At 47.2% G+C, this 18,433-nt stretch carries 22 protein-coding genes; 20 read left to right on the top strand and 2 right to left on the bottom strand.

Annotated features, from left to right (window positions below):
- The first annotated feature begins 3 nt into the window (after positions 1–3).
- The 4 genes from lepA (at position 4) to HZB75_00640 (ending at position 3,943) form a co-directional block, all read left to right on the top strand.
- A complete protein-coding gene (gene lepA / locus HZB75_00625; protein QQG51001.1) occupies positions 4–1,782 on the top strand; it encodes an elongation factor 4 in 1,779 nt (592 codons plus the stop codon).
- A 40-nt stretch (positions 1,783–1,822) separates the two neighbouring features.
- Positions 1,823–2,578 carry a guanylate kinase gene (locus tag HZB75_00630; GenBank protein QQG51002.1) on the top strand — a complete coding sequence of 252 codons (756 nt, stop codon included), beginning with the start codon at positions 1,823–1,825 and terminating at the stop codon, positions 2,576–2,578.
- 48 nt (positions 2,579–2,626) lie between these two features.
- Complete coding sequence (locus HZB75_00635; GenBank protein QQG51003.1) at positions 2,627–3,334, top strand: transcriptional regulator; 708 nt, start codon at positions 2,627–2,629, stop codon at positions 3,332–3,334.
- Positions 3,335–3,478: 144 nt separating this feature from the next.
- Positions 3,479–3,943: a nucleotide exchange factor GrpE gene (locus tag HZB75_00640; protein QQG51004.1), complete on the top strand. Its 465-nt coding sequence runs from the start codon at positions 3,479–3,481 to the stop codon at positions 3,941–3,943.
- 16 nt (positions 3,944–3,959) lie between these two features.
- Here the strand turns inward: HZB75_00640 and HZB75_00645 are convergent, their stop codons facing one another.
- Positions 3,960–4,217: a hypothetical protein gene (locus HZB75_00645; protein ID QQG51005.1), complete on the bottom strand. Its 258-nt coding sequence runs from the start codon at positions 4,215–4,217 to the stop codon at positions 3,960–3,962.
- Positions 4,218–4,317: 100 nt separating this feature from the next.
- Between HZB75_00645 and tatA the strand changes: the two genes are divergently transcribed.
- From tatA to HZB75_00685, 8 genes are all read left to right on the top strand, one after another.
- Positions 4,318–4,509 carry a twin-arginine translocase TatA/TatE family subunit gene (gene tatA, locus HZB75_00650; protein ID QQG51352.1) on the top strand — a complete coding sequence of 64 codons (192 nt, stop codon included), beginning with the start codon at positions 4,318–4,320 and terminating at the stop codon, positions 4,507–4,509.
- Between the two features lie 13 nt (positions 4,510–4,522).
- Positions 4,523–5,584 (top strand): twin-arginine translocase subunit TatC, encoded by a 1,062-nt coding sequence (gene tatC / locus HZB75_00655; GenBank protein QQG51006.1) that lies wholly within the window; start codon positions 4,523–4,525, stop codon positions 5,582–5,584.
- A 60-nt stretch (positions 5,585–5,644) separates the two neighbouring features.
- On the top strand, positions 5,645–5,857 hold the full coding sequence (locus HZB75_00660) for a hypothetical protein (protein QQG51007.1): 213 nt from the start codon (positions 5,645–5,647) through the stop codon (positions 5,855–5,857).
- Positions 5,858–5,967: 110 nt separating this feature from the next.
- On the top strand, positions 5,968–6,240 hold the full coding sequence (locus tag HZB75_00665) for a hypothetical protein (protein QQG51008.1): 273 nt from the start codon (positions 5,968–5,970) through the stop codon (positions 6,238–6,240).
- A 138-nt stretch (positions 6,241–6,378) separates the two neighbouring features.
- Positions 6,379–8,268 (top strand): molecular chaperone DnaK, encoded by a 1,890-nt coding sequence (gene dnaK / locus HZB75_00670; GenBank protein ID QQG51009.1) that lies wholly within the window; start codon positions 6,379–6,381, stop codon positions 8,266–8,268.
- A gap of 104 nt (positions 8,269–8,372) precedes the next feature.
- Positions 8,373–9,128, top strand: a complete 756-nt coding sequence (gene radC / locus HZB75_00675) for a DNA repair protein RadC (GenBank protein QQG51010.1) — start codon at positions 8,373–8,375, stop codon at positions 9,126–9,128.
- The gene (locus HZB75_00680; GenBank protein QQG51011.1) at positions 9,121–9,405 is read left to right on the top strand and encodes a hypothetical protein; all 285 of its coding nucleotides are present in this window, start codon (positions 9,121–9,123) and stop codon (positions 9,403–9,405) included. The genes radC and HZB75_00680 overlap by 8 nt, the downstream gene beginning before the upstream one ends.
- Before the next feature lie 3 nt (positions 9,406–9,408).
- Positions 9,409–11,061: an FAD-binding oxidoreductase gene (locus tag HZB75_00685; GenBank protein QQG51012.1), complete on the top strand. Its 1,653-nt coding sequence runs from the start codon at positions 9,409–9,411 to the stop codon at positions 11,059–11,061.
- Positions 11,062–11,121: 60 nt separating this feature from the next.
- Here the strand turns inward: HZB75_00685 and HZB75_00690 are convergent, their stop codons facing one another.
- Entirely contained in the window at positions 11,122–11,829 is a 708-nt protein-coding gene (locus tag HZB75_00690; protein ID QQG51013.1) for a hypothetical protein, read from the bottom strand.
- Between the two features lie 156 nt (positions 11,830–11,985).
- Here HZB75_00690 and dnaJ point away from each other — a divergent pair, with 156 nt between their 5' ends.
- From dnaJ to HZB75_00730, 8 genes are all read left to right on the top strand, one after another.
- Positions 11,986–13,098: a molecular chaperone DnaJ gene (dnaJ, locus tag HZB75_00695; GenBank protein ID QQG51014.1), complete on the top strand. Its 1,113-nt coding sequence runs from the start codon at positions 11,986–11,988 to the stop codon at positions 13,096–13,098.
- Between the two features lie 194 nt (positions 13,099–13,292).
- Positions 13,293–13,631 (top strand): GNAT family N-acetyltransferase, encoded by a 339-nt coding sequence (locus tag HZB75_00700; GenBank protein ID QQG51015.1) that lies wholly within the window; start codon positions 13,293–13,295, stop codon positions 13,629–13,631.
- Positions 13,632–13,663: 32 nt separating this feature from the next.
- Positions 13,664–15,007: a DUF1704 domain-containing protein gene (locus HZB75_00705; GenBank protein QQG51016.1), complete on the top strand. Its 1,344-nt coding sequence runs from the start codon at positions 13,664–13,666 to the stop codon at positions 15,005–15,007.
- Between the two features lie 15 nt (positions 15,008–15,022).
- Complete coding sequence (locus tag HZB75_00710; GenBank protein QQG51017.1) at positions 15,023–16,009, top strand: hypothetical protein; 987 nt, start codon at positions 15,023–15,025, stop codon at positions 16,007–16,009.
- 38 nt (positions 16,010–16,047) lie between these two features.
- Positions 16,048–16,497 (top strand): ATP-dependent zinc protease, encoded by a 450-nt coding sequence (locus tag HZB75_00715; protein QQG51018.1) that lies wholly within the window; start codon positions 16,048–16,050, stop codon positions 16,495–16,497.
- On the top strand, positions 16,494–17,399 hold the full coding sequence (locus tag HZB75_00720; GenBank protein ID QQG51019.1) for a RimK family alpha-L-glutamate ligase: 906 nt from the start codon (positions 16,494–16,496) through the stop codon (positions 17,397–17,399). The genes HZB75_00715 and HZB75_00720 overlap by 4 nt, the downstream gene beginning before the upstream one ends.
- 58 nt (positions 17,400–17,457) lie before the next feature.
- Positions 17,458–17,943 (top strand): DUF192 domain-containing protein, encoded by a 486-nt coding sequence (locus tag HZB75_00725; protein QQG51020.1) that lies wholly within the window; start codon positions 17,458–17,460, stop codon positions 17,941–17,943.
- Positions 17,940–18,413: a hypothetical protein gene (locus HZB75_00730; GenBank protein QQG51021.1), complete on the top strand. Its 474-nt coding sequence runs from the start codon at positions 17,940–17,942 to the stop codon at positions 18,411–18,413. Before HZB75_00725 ends, HZB75_00730 begins: the two co-directional genes overlap by 4 nt.
- Positions 18,414–18,433 lie beyond the last annotated feature (20 nt).

Genomic DNA, 18,433 nt, shown 5'->3' on the forward strand with positions numbered 1-18,433 from the left:
ACTATGAACCAGTCTAATATTCGAAACTTTTGTATTATTGCGCACATCGACCACGGCAAGTCGACGCTTGCTGATCGCATGCTAGAAATGACCGGAACGGTTGAAAAGCGCGATATGAAATCGCAGCTGCTTGATACGATGGATCTTGAGCGTGAAAAGGGAATTACAATTAAACTTGCCCCCGTTCGCATGAAGTATAAAGACCACGACCTTAACCTTATTGATACGCCAGGGCATGTCGACTTTAGTTACGAGGTGTCGCGTAGCCTTGAGGCGTGTGAAGGTGCTGTACTAGTGGTAGATGCAAGCCAAGGCATTCAGGCACAGACACTCGCGAATGTTTATTTGGCTCTTGCTGCTGATCTTACGATTATTCCGGTCTTAAACAAAATCGATCTTCCTGCGGCGGATGTTCCACGAGTTTCGGCAGAAATCATTAATCTTCTGGGATGCTCCGAAGAAGATATTTTGAAAATCAGCGCGAAAACAGGCGAAGGTGTGTTTGACGTGCTTGACGCTGTGGTTGAAAAAATTGTTCCACCTCAGGGCGACACCGAAAAGCCAACACGCGGGCTTATTTTTGATAGCTACTACGATGATTACCGCGGCGTGATATTGTACATGCGCGTTATGGACGGCACGATTAAAAAAGGTGACGTTATTGAAATGCTGGCAACAGGTGCAAGCGGTATTGCACTAGAAGTTGGCGTGCTTTCGCCAACCATGAAAGCCGAGTCCGATATTGGCACGGGCGAAATTGGTTATATCGTTACTAACCTTAAAACGACACGCGATGCAAAAGTGGGCGACACCGTAACAACCAAACGCTCGCGTGCCACCGAAATGTTACCGGGCTACAAGAACGTTAAGCCTTTTGTGTATGCCGGGTTCTTTCCCGTTTCGAACGAAGACTACAACGACCTAAAAGATGCTGTTGAAAAGCTAAGTCTTAGTGATTCCGCGCTGCAATTTGAGCCAGAAAATTCGCCAGTTCTAGGCTTTGGTGTACGTATCGGGTTCCTTGGGTTGCTACACATGGACATTATCCGCGAGCGATTAGAGCGTGAGTATAATCTGGATTTGGTTGTCACTAACCCATCAACCGATTACCAGGTAAAGCTAAAAAACGGCGATGAAGTTGATATAAAATCGGCTAGCGATCTTCCTGACCCGTCGCGTATCGAAGAAATCAGCGAGCCATGGATTAAGGGCGAGATTATTGTTCCGCAGGATTATATTGGCGGCGTTATTCAGCTGATTGTGTCAAAGCGTGGAAGACAGCGAAACCTTAGTTATATCGACGAGCGCGCGCTTATTAGTTTTGATGCGCCACTTGCAAACCTGTTGACCGATTTTTACGACCAACTAAAATCGGTAACAAGCGGCTATGGCAGCTTTAATTACGAGCTTGATACCTATAAGGTTGAGGATTTGGTGAAGGTAGATTTTTATGTTGCTGGCGAGATCGTCGATGCACTGAGCCTCATGGTGCATCGTTCCGAGTCGCAGCGTCTTGGTCGCGAAGTTGTCGATAAATTGAAAGAAGTTATTCCGCGCCAGAACTTTCAGGTGGCACTGCAGGCTGCAATCGGCGGTAAGTTTATCGCACGTGCTGATCTGTCGGCATACCGAAAAGACGTGACGACTGGTTTGTATGGCGGCGACGTGTCGCGAAAAAAGAAAGTGCTTGCAAAACAGGCCAAGGGAAAAAAGCGAATGAAACGTTTTGGAAAAGTTGATATTCCGTCAGAAGCCTTTACTGTCATGCTGAAACGTGACTAGTCTGACTTTCAAATACATACACATATGATATAGTTGTTTCATGGAAGACACCTTACCTACATTACATAATAAACAAGCCTTTCAAGAAGCTCTGGAAAACTACCAGATCTCCGATCACGCCAAAAGAGTGCTTGCGAGCACTCCTTTCGTAGCACTCAGCGGTCTCGCGGGTGGTGGTCGTAACACGGTTATTAAAGAGCTTGTTAAAAACTACAATTACATTTTTGCCATATCAGACACAACGCGCCCGCCCAAGGTTCGCGATGGCAAATTAGAACAAGATGGTATCAATTATTACTTCCGCACCGAGGCGGAAATTTTAAAAGATATTCAAAATGGCGAATATATCGAGGCTGAAATAATTCATAATCAACAGGTTTCTGGCACGAGCATCCGTGAAATCGAGCGGACTATGGCGACCGGAAAGATCCCGATCCACGATTTTGAATACGGGGGTATGCTCAATGTCTACAAGGCAAAACCCGATGCTGCAATTATTGGGCTGATACCGCCAAGCTACGATGAATGGCTGCGACGTCTCCGGGGCCGTGAAGTCATGGCTGACCAAGAGTTCTTAAATCGTCTTACGACTGCCGATAAAGTGCTCGAAACGATGTTGTCGCACCCACAGTATACGATTGTTATCAACGACAATCTTGATCAATGTGTTCAAGACGTGCGCGCTGTTGTTGAACTTGGAACGTATTCGGTCGAACAAGGTGCCGAGGCTCGTACGCTTGCTAGTGAACTTCACGTTCAGGTAAAGCAAGCGCTTCAGCAGTTTACTGCAAAGTAGGTCTGGCACTCTAGTTGAATGAGTGCCAAAACATGCTAAAATAAAAGCATGACAGAACGCCAACTTGCCATTCTTTCAGCCATTATCGAACAGTACGCAGAAATTGCCGTACCCGTTGGTAGCGTCACGCTTGCCAAATTATTTGGCGTTTCAAGCGCGACAATCCGTAGCGAAATGTCACGCCTTGAAGAAATGGGGCTTATCACCCAGCCTCACACAAGCGCTGGGCGAATTCCAACCGATGCTGGCTACCGCTTGTATGTTAACGCAATTACCGAAGCCGACAGCGAAGAACTGCCGCGCCTCGATCGCAGTGCGAGAGCGATTGAAGCGCGCGTGGCAACACACGGTGATTCTACGACGCGCGCGATTAGAAGTGCGGTAGATAGTCTGGTGGATCTTACGCAAAACTTGGGCCTTGCCACGATAGGTGACCAGCTGTATATCAACGGTATCGGCAACCTGTTTAGTCAACCCGAATTTATGCAGGGAAGTCACACTCAGGCGGTAGCGCGATTGCTCGACAACCTCGAGCCATGGCTACGCGAGGCGGCGCCAAACGAGCCGCTGAATGTTTATATCGGCGCAGAAAATCCTATCGGAAAAACCAGCGGAGCAAGTCTTATTATTAGTCGTTTCCGTTCGCCGTATTCGGACAGAAGCTATATCGGTGTGCTTGGCCCTACGCGCCAAAGCTATGGTAAAGTTATGCGCCTTGTCCGTCATGCGGGCGCAATGCTAGAGGAGGTTCTGTAATGGAAATTATTCAAGCAATTATAAATGCAATTGTTGCGGTGGTGCAGGCGGTGGTTGGCGCAATTGTGGCCGTCGTGACGGCGATTGGTAACGCGATTATTAGCGTGTTTACTGCAATAGGAAATTTGTTTTAAGGGGATATAAATGCCAAAAAGTAGCAAAAAAGATGAATTAGAACAGCAGGTCGCGGAACTAACCGAAGATCTTCAGCGTACGCGCGCTGATTTCGAAAACTATCGCAAGCGTGTCGAGCAAGAAAAAACAGCCGCACGCGAGGCTGGTCAATCTAACGCAATCTTAAAACTACTTCCGGTTGTCGATAATATCGAGCGCGCTATCGCATATACACCCGAAGATATCAAGGATCACAAGTGGGTACAAAGCGTAACAAGCCTTGTCAAAAATCTAGAAAAGTCGCTTGATAATCTTAACCTTAGGCGAATCGATGCTACTCCGGGAAGTGATTTTAACCCAGATATTCACGAAGCAATTCAGTTTGACGAAGATGCAACTGGCGAAAAGGAAGTGATTGCCGAAGAGCTACAGGCGGGCTACTTATTGAATGGCCGTCCTATCCGTCACAGCATGGTAAAAGTGACACGCCAATAGTCACTACCTGACCGCTTTATGACTTGCGGTAATGTCGGATAAGTTTTTTTGCAAAAAGAATAGACGCAGCAAGTATCAGGGCAAGGGCGAAGGCGACGGGAATAATTATATTCCACCCCGTGTCGGGCAATAAACCGCCTTCTTGAGGTGCGTTTGGATCGGTTGTGGTGCTACACTCGGCGTTATTATAAGTCCCCCTGCCGTAGGCGTTACAATCGTAACTGGCAGCGAACTGAACGAGAGGGCTGATAGTAGTAGTGATAGCGTATTGCATTTTTACCGTAACCGATTTATCATAGCAACAGTATATAGCACTAATATAGCTATAGCAAGTGAGGGAGAGACACATGCCAGTAACTAATTTTGCAGATTTTATGGGAGTAGGCACGCCAGAGTTGCTTATTATCCTTGTGATAATTTTGTTGCTTTTTGGTGGAAGCAAGCTACCGCAATTATCACGAAGCATCGGTTCGTCAATCAAAGAGCTACGAAAGGGCATTGACGATGGCGTTAACGAGGAAAGCCCAGAAAAAGCGAAGCCAGCCGCTAAACAAACCGAAAAATAGATCGACAAACGGGGTGGCCGAGCAAAATACTCAGACGTTTGCGCAGCATATACGCGAACTAAGGCGTCGTTTATTTTGGACGATCGCCGTTTCGATGGTGGTCGGGTCACTCGTCTATTACTATAGCGACTTTTTCATAAAGATCGTTATGGGTCCTATTGGGGGTCAAAAGCTTATTTATCTTACTCCCGCTGGCGGCTTCTCTTTTATTTTCATGGTGACGTTCTATGTGACGCTCATGTTTATTTTGCCGTTTATCATGTATCAGATCTACGCGTTCCTTAAACCGGCGATCCCTCGCCATACTGGCAAACTTTCTCTTCTTGTTGCCACGGCCGCGCTTGTTCTTATGATTGCTGGGGCGACTTTTGGGTATTTGTACGCCGTGCCTGCTGGGCTTAATTTTCTTAGTAACTTCGCGAATAGCTACGTAGTCCCTTCTATCACGGCCGATTCTTACCTTAGTTTTGTATTAGGGTACGTGCTTGGTATTGGTCTTTTGTTTGAGCTGCCGCTACTTCTTTTATTCTGGCACTGGATACACCCGTTAACACCAAAAGGTCTGTTGAATTCCGAGCGATTTGTCATAGTGGGTGCATTTATCGCGGCAGCAATACTCTCGCCGTCGCCAGATATTCTTAGCCAAACGGTTATAGCTGTGCCGATAATTATCGTGTATCAACTAGGTGTCGTTAGCGTAATGGTCTCTATCCGTAAAACGAAACGCCTTGCCAAGCAGCAAAAAAATCTTACTTCGCAAAAGCCTGCCCTTGCTGAGACAAAGACTATTGCTCCTGTGTCAGTGCAACCAGAAGGAAAGCCACTTGTATCTAAGCCGTTGGCTCAGCCCGTAAAACCCGCGGTTCAGACTATAAAACGACGCCCAGTAATGTCAATGGATGGTGTTATGGCAAAAAGTATACCCACGGCGAGCCGTAGTGGCCACACCCAAAAGCCTGTCGTCAGTCCTCATAGACAGGTCGCCAATCGTAATAGTCTAAACGTTGCGCCTCGATCGCGGGTGATTAGTGATTTTAGACCAGCACGAAACTCTGCTATTGACACGGGACGCTAAGACGATTACGCTTAATAGTAACAACCGTTCAAAAATAAATAAAAACAAAAAGGTATGGGCATGAAAAACGAACTCGATTCTCTTCTTCAAAAAGAAATGGACCGCAAAAGTTTCTTAAAGCACGTGGGCATTGGTTTTGTTGCAATGACCGGAGTAGCTGCATTGCTAAAAACCCTCAATAATTTTGGCGGCAACAATGCTCGCGTAGGTCGTGGCTACGGAAGTTCAGCATACGGTGGCGCTCGCTCCGTCAATTCTTCAGTTAAATCATAAAGATTAGGGCAGAAACAGGTCAGGCTGGTATGTACGCTGTTGCATGCCGCCGGAGACCTTGTAGGCAGACAATCTTGCCGACAATGTAAGCATAGGCTTATACTAGGTGTATGAGTGAAACTTTGAAGCAGAATCAATCAAATGACTCACCAGAAAACGGTGAGTCATTTGATGATGAGGTCCCGCGCCGTTTGCGCATACGGCTCTCATATATAGATTTCGTAAGCCCTGCAGGGGCTCTAAGGGCCCGGCCCGATCAGCCAGGTCAGCTTGAGCTTGCACCCGCAAACTCGGAGGTATGGGGGGATTGGCGGGAGGATCTTGGCCGCCGTATAGCCAGAACGGCTGCGCAGGCAGATGAGCTTCTTGCTAGCGTGCAGTAATTGGGCAAAAGATAATTAGCACTCTTGACATGAGAGTGCTAATTTATTTACAATGAAGATATTGGCAATCTCCATATCAGAGTGCTAAAATATATCACAGATATAGCGACAAATACATTCAACAGGAGGAATCTAAAAATGGGAAAAATTATCGGAATCGACCTCGGTACAACCAACAGCGCGTTTGCGTATATGGTTGCCGGCAAGCCAGAAGTTATTGCAAATGCTGAAGGCAATCGCACGACACCAAGTGTTGTCGCGATCAATAAAAACGGCGAACGTCTTGTTGGCCAGGTGGCGCAGCGTCAGCGTGTTACAAACGCCAAAAACACTATTTATGGCGTAAAGCGCTTAATTGGCCGAAAGTTCAGCAGCGACGAAGTTCAGCGCGACCACGATATTATGCCATACGAAATCGTTAAAAAAGGCGACGGCGTTGCAGTAAAGATGGGCGATAAGGAATACACGCCAGAAGAAGTATCGGCAATGATCCTCTCAAAGATCAAGGCGGATGCCGAAGCGTTTCTTGGTGAGCCTGTTACCGAAGCGGTTATTACTGTCCCTGCGTACTTCGACGATTCACAGCGCCAAGCCACAAAAGACGCCGGTAAGATTGCTGGTCTAGAGGTAAAGCGTATTATTAACGAGCCAACAGCTGCCGCGCTTGCGTATGGGCTAGAAGGCAAAAAAGAAGAAAAGATTGCCGTATTCGACCTTGGTGGTGGTACGTTCGATGTTTCTATTCTAGAGCTTGGCGACGGTGTGTTTGAAGTCCGTTCGACAAACGGTGACACACACCTTGGTGGTGAAGACTTCGACAACCGAATCGTTAACCACTTCCTCGATGTATTCAAGCAGCAAGAAGGTATCGACCTTAAAAACGACAAGGCTGCAATGCAACGCCTTAAAGATGAAGCTGAAAAAGCCAAGAAAGAGCTTTCAAGCACTCCAGAGACCGAAATCAACCTTCCGTTTATTACGGCAGACGCCGACGGCCCAAAGCACTTCGAGTACAAGCTTACCCGCTCAAAGCTTGAAGACCTCGTGAAAGATCTGATTGATCGCCTTGCCGAGCCAGTGCAAAAGGCACTAAAAGACGCCGGTATGAGCGCTGGTGATGTTGACGAGATCGTCCTTGTGGGTGGTATGACCCGTATGCCAGCTGTCGTTGAAAAAGTGAAATCTATCTTTGGCAAAGACCCTCTAAAGGGCGTCAACCCAGATGAGGTCGTGGCTGTCGGTGCGGCGATCCAAGGTGGTGTTCTTGCTGGTGATGTGAAGGATGTTCTGCTTCTCGATGTAACGCCACTTAGCCTTGGGATCGAAACGATGGGCGGTGTATCGACAAAGCTTATCGAACGCAACAGTACTATTCCTACCAGCAAATCACAGGTGTTTTCTACCGCTGCCGACAATCAGCCGCAGGTAGAAATCCACGTTTTGCAGGGCGAACGCGAAATGGCGAACGACAACAAGTCACTCGGTACGTTCGTACTCGATGGCATTGCGCCGGCGCCACGTGGTGTACCACAGATTGAGGTGACATTTAACCTCGACGCTAACGGTATCTTGAACGTTACTGCAAAAGACAAGGGAACGGGCAAAGAAAACAGTGTCACTATCCAAGATAGCGGCAACATGAGCAAAGAAGATATTGAAAAGGCGCAAAAAGAAGCCGAGGCTCACGCCGACGAAGACAAGAAAAAGCGTGAAGCTGTCGATGCGCGAAACACGCTAGAAAACGCTATTTACCAGGCCGAAAAAATGCCAGATGAATACAAAGACAAAATCTCTGATGACGACAAAAAAGTCATTAAAGATGCTGTTGAAGAAGCGAAAAAGCACAAAGACGCAACCGATAAAGACGAACTAGAAGCAGCCGTAAAAGCACTCAACGACGCAATTATGCCAATTGGTGCCAAAATGTACGAAGCCGCAAGCAAAGAAGAAGCGCCAGCCGAAGGTGCCGAAAAGAAAGATGACGAGCCGGTAGAAGGCGAAGTTGTCGACGACAAAGACAAGAAATAGCAGTCGCAAAAAAGAGCCGCAGCAACCCGCGGCTCTTTTTTATGTCCAAAGTGTGATCTGTGAGCTTTGAATGGTTCGCTAAAGCGAGTATAGTGGTAAGTATTATGCACACGCTTACTTTGCCGCGGCCTTATAGCCTCACTGATTCCGATATTGTTATCGGCGAGGGCGAAACGCGGTATATGTTGCGGGTACGGGACCTGCCAATAGAAGAAAAGCCCCGCGAAAAACTGCTTCGCATAGGACCGCACAACCTCACTCATGCCGAGCTCATGGCAATCCTTCTGGGGGTGGGAACGCGCCGCGAAGAAGTAATGGCTATGTCTCACCGAATACTGCGGGAATACGGGCACCGAGCAATTATCAACGAGCGAAATCCAAAACGCCTTGCCGAGTCACTACAAATTCCCATTGCAAAAGCCTGCCAAATTATTGCAAGTTTCGAACTAGGGCGGCGAGCGTATCAACAAAAGGCCGGTAAGCCAACCCATGTACGAACAGCCCGGCAAGCCTATGATCATTTAAAAAGCATGGGCGATCTGCAAAAGGAACAACTTCGGGGACTTTACCTGAACAGCCGATATCAAGTCATTCACGAAGAGGTGATATCGGTAGGGAGTGTGACGGCAAATATTGTCCATCCGCGAGAAGTGTTTCAGCCTGCACTTCAGTACAGCGCGGTGGCCGTTATCGTTGCGCATAACCACCCGTCGGGCGTGCCCGAACCTACCGAAGATGACCTACGGGCAACCGATCAACTGATTGCCGCCGGAAAAGTACTAGGTATCGACCTGCTTGACCACCTTATTATTGTAAAAGATTCATATATTAGCTTGACCGAAAGGAACGACAATGACTAGCACCTCGCTGGCTTACCACTTACCAACATTCACCGGGCATACCAGCCATGGCTGGCATAGCGGCCTACTTCGAGACGGCGCCGAACACAAGACATCGGATATGAAACTAGAGGCGCAGGTGCGTTCGGGTGACTACTTTATTACGCTGGCGACATTTCTGGATACAGTTGCGCGTGAACTTACCGATCACCAGGCACAAATGCAGCTAGAAGACATGGTATCCGACCTTATTTTTCTGCAAGATAACTACGAAATAGAGCGGCGTAAGGAGCGGTAAACTATGGCATTTGATATCAAGACCGAACTTGAAAAAATATTTAAAGGCGAAATCGATACGTCAGATGCAACGCGTGAGTTTTACAGTCACGATGCGAGTTTGTTTGAGGTTAAGCCGCAAGTGGTCGCGTTTCCAAAAGACGCCGAAGATATCAAATCTGCAGTGGCCTTTGTGGCTAAAAACAAAGCTGCATATCCCGAATTAAGTATTACGCCGCGTGCTAGGGGAACCGACATGTCGGGTGCCGCAGTGGGCGAATCGATTATTCTTGATGTTAGCAAAAATATGAATAAGCTCTACGAGGCGACCGCCGAAAGTGCGCGTGTGCAATCTGGTATGCTTTACCGCGAATTTGAAGTAGAAACACTTAAGAATGGTAGTATTCTACCTTGTTATCCTGCCAGTCGTGACCTTGCTTCGGTAGGTGGTATGGTAAATAACAACTCTGGTGGTGAAAAGTCGCTCGAATACGGCAAAACCGACAATTTCGTGCAAGAAATCAAGGTTGTCTTAAGCGATGGTAACGAATACACGGTTAAGCCACTCACCCGCGAAGAGCTAAACGCCAAAATGGACCAAGACGATTTCGAAGGTAATTTATACAGGCGCACGTTTGAACTATGCGACACCCACTACGACGAATTGCGGGCGGCTGCGCCAAAAGTAACGAAGGATTCAACAGGGTATCACCTGTGGAATATTTGGAACCGTGAAACGGGTATTTTTGACTTAACGAAGCTATTTGTGGGTGCCCAGGGGACGCTTGGTATTACTACCGATCTTCAATTGCGACTTGTGCCAAAGCCAAAATACGCCGGCACCCTAGTGTGTTACATGCGTACAATCAAAGATCTGGGCGAGGTGATTCCGGCGGTATTAGCACACAAGCCCGCTACATTCGAAAGCTTCGACAATAATACACTATGGCTGAGTTTCAAGTTTTTCTTTGCCTTTCGTAAAAAGCTTGGCTTTAAGACATGGGCGTTACTGGCGCTACAGTTGATTCCCGACGGTGTTATGTTGCTTCGTGGTTTTCCGCAAATGGTATTGCTGATTGAGTTTACGGGGTCTACCCAAGAAGAGGTGACGCGTCGGATTCATGCTGCCAAGCAAGACCTAAAGCGGTTCAAGTTCACGTACATGGAAGAAGACGACACAGAGGTAAAATCGCGCAAGTTCTGGCTTATGCGACGCGAAAGCTTTAATCTGCTTCGTAGCAAGGTAAAAGACAAACACACGGCGCCATTTATCGATGATTTTGTGGTGCCGCCAGCGCGCCTGACTGAGTTTTTGCCCCAACTTCGCGATATCATAAAAAAATACAAACTTATCGCTACGATTGCAGGGCACATGGGCGATGGAAACTTCCACGTTATTCCTCTTATGAAAATCGAAGATCCCGAAGAGCGTGCCAAGTTTGAGCCTGCCATGAAAGAGGTGAACGACCTCGTTATCTCGTACGGCGGCTCGGTTTCGGGCGAACACGGCGATGGATTAATTCGCGGTCCTTGGCTAGAACAAATGTATAGCCCAAGTGTGCTTGGCTACATGCGCGAGATTAAAGATCTGTATGATCCTCAAAATATCTTTAATCCTCACAAAAAGACCGACGCTGATTGGGATTACAGCTTTACGCATATCCGCGAGCATTTCTAGAAGATACGGAATAAAAATAACGCCTAGCAAGAGGCGTTATTTTTTATAGGTATTTAACGGTTAAATATTAACAGGAACGACAACGACGTTATCGCTTAAAAGGTGGTTCTCGACAGTATTGTTCGAGTTGGTAGTGTTTCCAGAGTTGACGGCAGTGTTAACTGTATTGTTCGAGTTAGTGTTGGTCGTGGTGTTCGTTGTGGTGTTGGTGATAGTCGTTGGAACGACAGTAGTGTTACCAGAGTTAACTGCAGTGTTGTTGTTCGAGTTAAGGTTGACGGTGTTGTCTTTTACAATGATTGGATTATGACTGTTTTTACTGTTGTCGTTGAAACTGTCTTTAATTTTAACGACGGTTTTGTGGTGAATTTCGGTGTTGGTGATTTTGTTGTTCGTTGTCGTGTTGCTGACATTCGAACTATTGAAAGAGTGGTTGGCTGATACGGGTGGCGCCACGTAGGCAACCGAATACGCGCTTTGCATAAGAGGTGCTGCCACAGAAGTAGCTGCGACAGGTGTTGCTGAAGCGGCCGCTGTTGCTGGCGCGCTGTTTTTTGCCGCTGCCGACGTATCAACGCACGACGATGCGGTTTGAGATGTTGGAGATGAATTCTGAACGTTCGATGCAAGCGCACCGGCAATTTCGCCTCGCATAAGTGTCATAATAATAACAGTCGATAAAATAACGGCAGCCGTAATAGATACGAATATTGTTGCACCCATCATCATAAGTTGCTGACGGTTGTCTTGGTAATTAGATTGTTGCATGGTTTTGCCCCCCATTTATTTAATTGTGACGAACTCCACAGTTCTATTTCCATCATATTCCAATTAAACCTTAAGCAAAATAAAAGGCGTTGTAGTATTGTCATCAGCTGCTAGCACTCTAGACACCCAAGTGCTAATTCGATACAATAAATACAGATGAGCAAACGTGATTATTATGATATTTTAGGGGTCACCAAAAGTGCGAGCGCCGACGAAATAAAAAAGGCGTTTCGCAAGGCTGCCGTAAAACATCACCCAGATAAAGAGGGTGGTGACGAGACGAAATTCAAAGAAGTCAACGAAGCCTACGAAGTACTAAAAGACCAGCAAAAGCGCCAACGCTACGATCAGTTTGGCCATGCTGGTGTTGGTGGCGATTCCGGTGGCGCAGGAGCTGGTGGGTTTGCTGGCGGCAATCCATTTGGTGGCGGCTTTGGCGGACAGAACGTTCACTTTGATTTTGGCGACGGTGGTCTTGGTGATATATTTGGCCAGTTCTTTGGCGGCGGTGCCCAGCAGCAGCGAGGTCCAAAGCGCGGCCGTGATGTCGAAACGACGCTCTCGCTCACCTTTGAGCAGGCAATTTTTGGCATGGAAGAAAAAATCGAGCTCGATATGGACGACGAATGCTCGCATTGCCATGGCTCTACAGTAGAGCCTGGCCACAGCATGAAAACCTGTCCTACCTGTAAGGGCGCAGGGCAGCAAAACCGTGTTATGAATACGATTTTTGGCCAAATTCAGCAAGCAGTTACCTGTGAAACATGTCGTGGCACCGGTAGCGTTCCCGAAAAAACCTGTACTGTTTGTAAAGGCAAGGGTACCGAACGCCGCAAGCAAAAAATGACTCTCAAGGTTCCTGCAGGTATCGACGACGGCTCGACAATCCGCTTAAAAGAGCGCGGTGAGGCCGTAGCAGGTGGCGCACGAGGTGATTTGTATGTTCATATCCGCGTAAAAGCACACAAAAAGTTCACACGCGAAGGTGATATTATTCTGTCAGAAGAGCATATTTCTATGGTAGATGCCGCACTTGGTACCGAAATAGAGGTCGATACTGTCGACGGTTCTGTTCGTATGAAGATTCCTGCGGGTACACAAAGCGGTACGGATTTTAAGCTTTCGTCTCATGGAGTGCCGCACATGCGGGGCAGCTCTAGAGGTGCGCATATTGTTAGCGTGATTGTCGATATACCGACCAAGCTATCTAAAAAGCAAAAAACCCTTCTTGAGGAATTCAAAAACGCTAAAAGGACTAGTATTTTTTAGCACCCTCCCTCAAAATGTATTCCATGCAGCCTACTATTCGCTCGGCCGTAGTGTCGGACATACCCAAAATGTATGCAATATCTACCCGAGCCCATCAACGGTCATACGCACAACTAATTCCCGCCAGTGGTCGGGCAAAGTTTGACAAGCACTATACGCCGTCAGAAGCTTCAAAGCGATATTATATCGCTAAAATGGCACTAAAATTAGGCAACCCCGCTTGGCGTATATGGGTCGCCGAGCTAGATGGAAGTGTCGTTGGGTTTACGCTGGAGCAGATAATCGGCGACGCTCTTGTTCAAAAGCGGGGTCTATTTGTCGATCCGGATATGCAAGGAAGAGGTATTGGCAAGCTTCTTTTTGAGGAGTCGCTAAAAGACATTCCGCGCGGTGCGACAGTGCGTCTATCGGTAATCGAAAACAATCACCGTGCCAAAGAACTTTATAAAAAATACGGATTTGTTACTGTAGGCTACGATTCTAAGTCATTTTACGGTAGTCGTTTAGAGGTGATGGAGTTACAATTGGATTGACATTTTACCCAGAAAGTGATAAAATAAAACTAATGAACCACGAAAAAACAACAGAAACTATCGATATAAGCTACGGAACACTTCTTGAAAGTGAGCCAAAGCTCATTACAAACTTTGTACCTTCGAATGCGGCTGAACAGCGAGAAGCTTTCTTACGCGGTGATATCCGTAACCCTAACCATACGTACGGCAAACTCGATACTATCAATTTTGGCGATACAGCAGAGGCAATTACGAAAACCGGTGAGACGATTTTAGGAAACCCCGATCTTAATCCTAAGCATGCGGCAGCCTACGAGCAATTTGTCGCAGGATACCTAAAGAAGACCCGTCTACTAGAATTGGTACATGTCATAAAAACAACCAGCGACCCGGCCGAAAAAGAGGCTGCAAAGCGCGAGTATATGGCGCTGAATATAGAGCTGTATGGCGAACCCGACGAAACGACATACCGTTCACTTCTTCAAGAAAAGCTTCGCAAAATCGCTGGCAAAAACCTTACGGGACAGGCCGCTGTTTTACGCCAGGAACTATTTGACTCTATTGGGTACGACGATTCTGTCGAGGTGCCCGAACGGTTCAAGCCGTCTACCGAGACGGTTGAGTGGATGCATGAGGTTGTCGAGACGTTATATGGCAACATGCTTGCGCACGTACCCGAGGATAAAGAAACATTTACGGTTGTAGAGGCTCAGCAGGTTTTTCAAGAAATTATTGACGAGGAGTTCGAGGGCGCCGGCGAGGGCTGGGTTGTCGACGTTGAAGATGCAAAATCTATCAATGTTAAGGCGGCCGAAAAGCGGATTGTTATTCCTACCGACAGAGGCGACCTTAGCCGAGATGTCTTAAGAAAGCTAATCGTTCACGAACTCGGCGTTCACATGCTTCGAGCCATAACGGGTGCCGATACTGATCTTCACCCACTTGGACACGGCCTCGATAACTATTACGATGCAGAAGAAGGCTTAGGTGTTGTTATGGAACAGGCTCTACAGGGTCAGTTTAAAGAAGCGGGCATCGATCACTATATTACTGCCGGCTTGGCCTATCACGACAAAAAAGACTTTCGCGGTATTTACGAAGCAAAGTGGCGACTTAGTGTTCTTGGTTCACTAGACGATAACGGCGAAGTAAGCGAATCTGCTGTGCAAAAAGCGCAAAAAGCAGCGTATGGCGGGACGATGCGTAGTTTGCGTGGTACTGATGAGTTGCCATGGTTTAAAGACCTTGCCTACTATAATGGCGCGGTGGATATGTGGCGTCACCTAGAATCAATACGAGGTGACGACCTCAAGTTTATGTTTGTTCTTATGGGCAAGGGTAACCCTGCTGATATTGATCACGAACGTATAATGTACGAAACGTCAACGGTTTAGATATGGAGGTGCATTATGGGTATTATTAAAGACGAGCATGCTTCATACAAACTGCTTGCGCGAGCGCTCGAACAAAAAGGATATGCGATTGGCGTTACCGAAGGGCGCTCAGTTACCGCTACGTACACTCGCCCAACTGGTGAAGTTTGGAAGACACGCGCCGCGCATCTTGCCTACCCTTTTACGAGTAGTAAAGCCCGATCTGTCTCGCAGTACAAAAATAAGGCATACGAACTTGCCGAAGAAGTGGGCTTTTCGTATCCTTCTACGGTTTTTGTGACAGATTTGCCGAGCGATGAAACTCTTGAATCGCTACTTTCAAGGTATAAAAAACTTATTGTGAAGCCCAACAACTCCTCGCTGTCGCGTGGCTTAACGGTAAATATTGAGACTATTGATGATCTAAAAAAGGCAATAGCACACGCTCGAAAAGTGACGCCAGATGTTCTGATTCAAGAGCAAGTAAAAGGTGAAGAAATACGATTTACGGTTATCGAAGGTAAGGTCGAGGCGGCACTTTTGCGTCGGACAGCTCGTGTTATTGGAGATGGTGTTTCGTCGATATCGGCGCTTATTCAAGCAGAGAACGAACTGCGAAAAAACTTAACGTTCGACTACATAACCTACCCGCTTCTTAGCGCATCTTTGGTAGGGGAGGAACGCATGCAAGACGCCCGTGTTCCAGCCAAAGGCGAAATTGTCGAGTTGTCGCACTCAACAATGATACGCGGCGGTTGTTCGGTGTACGATATCTTGCCAGAAATCCACCCAAGCTATATTAAGCAAGTCGAGAATCTTGTAGCAAAACTCGATGCAGGGTTCGTTGTTGTCGATGTATTCTGTCAGGCATTTGACCAGCCAGCTACCCCTGAAAATCACTGGTTTATCGAATTTAATACGGCGCCGGTTTTAAAGCTGTATTATTCGTGCCGAGACGGCAAACATTTTGATATCGTTTCGCGTCTTGCCGATGCCATAGACCGCTCGTTAGTGACGTCGTAATCATTGACTATAAATTAAAATTATGTTAGAATATCATTATGTCAGAAGTCAATAGCACTACGGTTTTCGGCTGCTATGAACATGTCTCTATTCCACAGCTTGGCATAGACGACACAATAGCAAAAATAGATACCGGTGCATATTCGGGTGCTCTTCATTGTACGTTTGTAAAAGAGACTGTACGAGAATCCGATGGCAAAAAAGTACTTAGGTTTATACCCGTCGATAATCATCGGCATGCCACCGAGACCGAAAACTACTCGGTCGTAAGGGTGCGTAGTTCGACAGGTCACGAAGTTCGGCGATACCTTATTACCACCGAAATAAATATCCAGGGAAAAAACTACGAAATAACCATTGGTTTATCGAACCGAAGAAAAATGAAACGCCAGGTGCTGATAGGCCGCAGGTTTTTACGGCAAAACAACATACTGGTAGACGTGCGAATTAATCAAGAACTAGACACTAACCGCGGAGATATATTATGAAAATAGCAATTCTATCAAAAGGCTCGGCTAACTACACGACTCGCCGCCTAAAAGAAGTGGCAGAAGCCCGCGGTCACGAAGTACGCGTTATTAACTATGCCAAGTGTTACGTGGCTATCGAAAAAGACAAGCCGGTTATTCGTTACAAGGGTGAATCGCTCGATCATTTCGATGCTATTATTCCGCGAATTGCTCAAAGCTATACCAAATACGGTACAGCTATTGTTCGCCAGTTCGAATCGCAGGGTGCATACAGTCCGGCAACATCGCTTGCCATTAATCGATCGCGCGACAAATTACGCGCCTACCAAGTACTGGCAAAAGCTGGCGTGGCTATTCCTAAAACAGTGTTCGCCAGTGAAACGGCAAACTTTGAAGACGTCGTAGAGCTTGCTGGTGGTACGCCGCTTATTATTAAGGTAGCGCGCGGAACGCACGGCAATGGCGTGGTTCTTGCCGAAACGCCAAAAGCCGCCAAAGCCGTAATGCAGGCCTTTTATGTAGAGGGCGTGAACTTTTTGGTACAAGAATTTGTTAAAGAATCTGCCGGTACTGATATTCGTGCGTTGGTTGTTGGTAGCCGCGTGGTGGCAAGCGTTAAGCGTCAAAGCCTCGACGACGACTTTAGAAGCAACACGCACCAAGGCGGCGTGGGTACGGCTGTAAAACTTACCGAAGAAGAAACCAAAACGGCAATCAAAGCTGCCAAAGCTATGGGACTTTCTATTTGTGGCGTCGACATGATGCGCAGCGAGCGCGGGCCGCTAGTACTAGAAGTAAATTCATCTGCCAGCCTTAAAACCCCGGAGCTTATAACCAAGCGCGACGTAGCAACAAAGATTATCGAATACGTTGAAATGAACGCAAAGCGCCGCAACAAAAAAGACAAAGTCGGCGCGTAGTCGGCATTCGCTGCCATAGCTGATATAATGAGCTTATGGTAAGTCAAGGTACGTGGGCATGAGCCGCAAAAAGGACGTTTTTTCGTGGGGTATTATTATCCTGGCGCTTCTTTTGATTGCCGCGACCGCCCTTTATGTGCTGTGGCCGCAGCTACAGCCCCATGCGAGCGTTCGCATAGGCGACGGCGTATTTGCCGCACGTGTTGCTAACACGCCAGAGACGCGCGAAAAAGGCCTTTCAGGCACACAAAGTCTCCGCCAGGAAGAAGCTATGCTATTTGTGTACGATACCGACAGCAAATGGTCGGTCTGGATGAAAGACATGAATTATCCTATCGATATTGTGTGGCTAAACAGTAAAAAAGAGGTCGTGTATATCGTTAAAAACGCCGCGCCCGAAAGCTATCCGTACGAAAACTTCGCACCAAAGCAAGACGCGCGCTATATACTAGAACTCGCCGCAGGGACAGTCGACAGAAAAAAGATTATAGTAGGAAAAGAAGCAGCGTTCGATGAAAACAACCTGGAGGGAATAGGTTTATGAGTTTTGTCGTGATTTTCGTGATTATTATTGCACTATTGTTCGCCACTGCGTTCTTTACCAAGCGGCGTTTTGGCGTATTAGGGCTGGCCCTTACCGCTGGCGCAATGCTAAGCACCTTGTGGGTAGGCGACTTAACGCCAATTATTGCCAAGGCGGGGATTATTATTGTAAAGCCACCACTCGAAAGTATTGTTGCCGCTACCCTTACGCTACTACCTGCGCTTTTGCTGCTAACTAGTGGCCCAACCTACAAAGCCTCGCATCACCGTATTGCCGGTGCGGCGGCATTTGCCGTGCTCGCCACTATGTTGCTGCTAGAGCCCCTAGGTTCGGCACTGGTAATAGAGGGCGTAGGCAAGCAAGTGTATGACTTTGTTACCGACTGGCGCGTGGTTATAATAACTGCCTGTTTGGTATATGCGGTTATAGATCTTCTTATGACTAAAACACCAAAGCACAAAGAAGCTTAGTTAAGAGGTAGTTAGGGAGC

Source organism: Candidatus Saccharibacteria bacterium (genome assembly GCA_016432585.1).
Lineage (GTDB): Bacteria > Patescibacteriota > Saccharimonadia > Saccharimonadales > Saccharimonadaceae.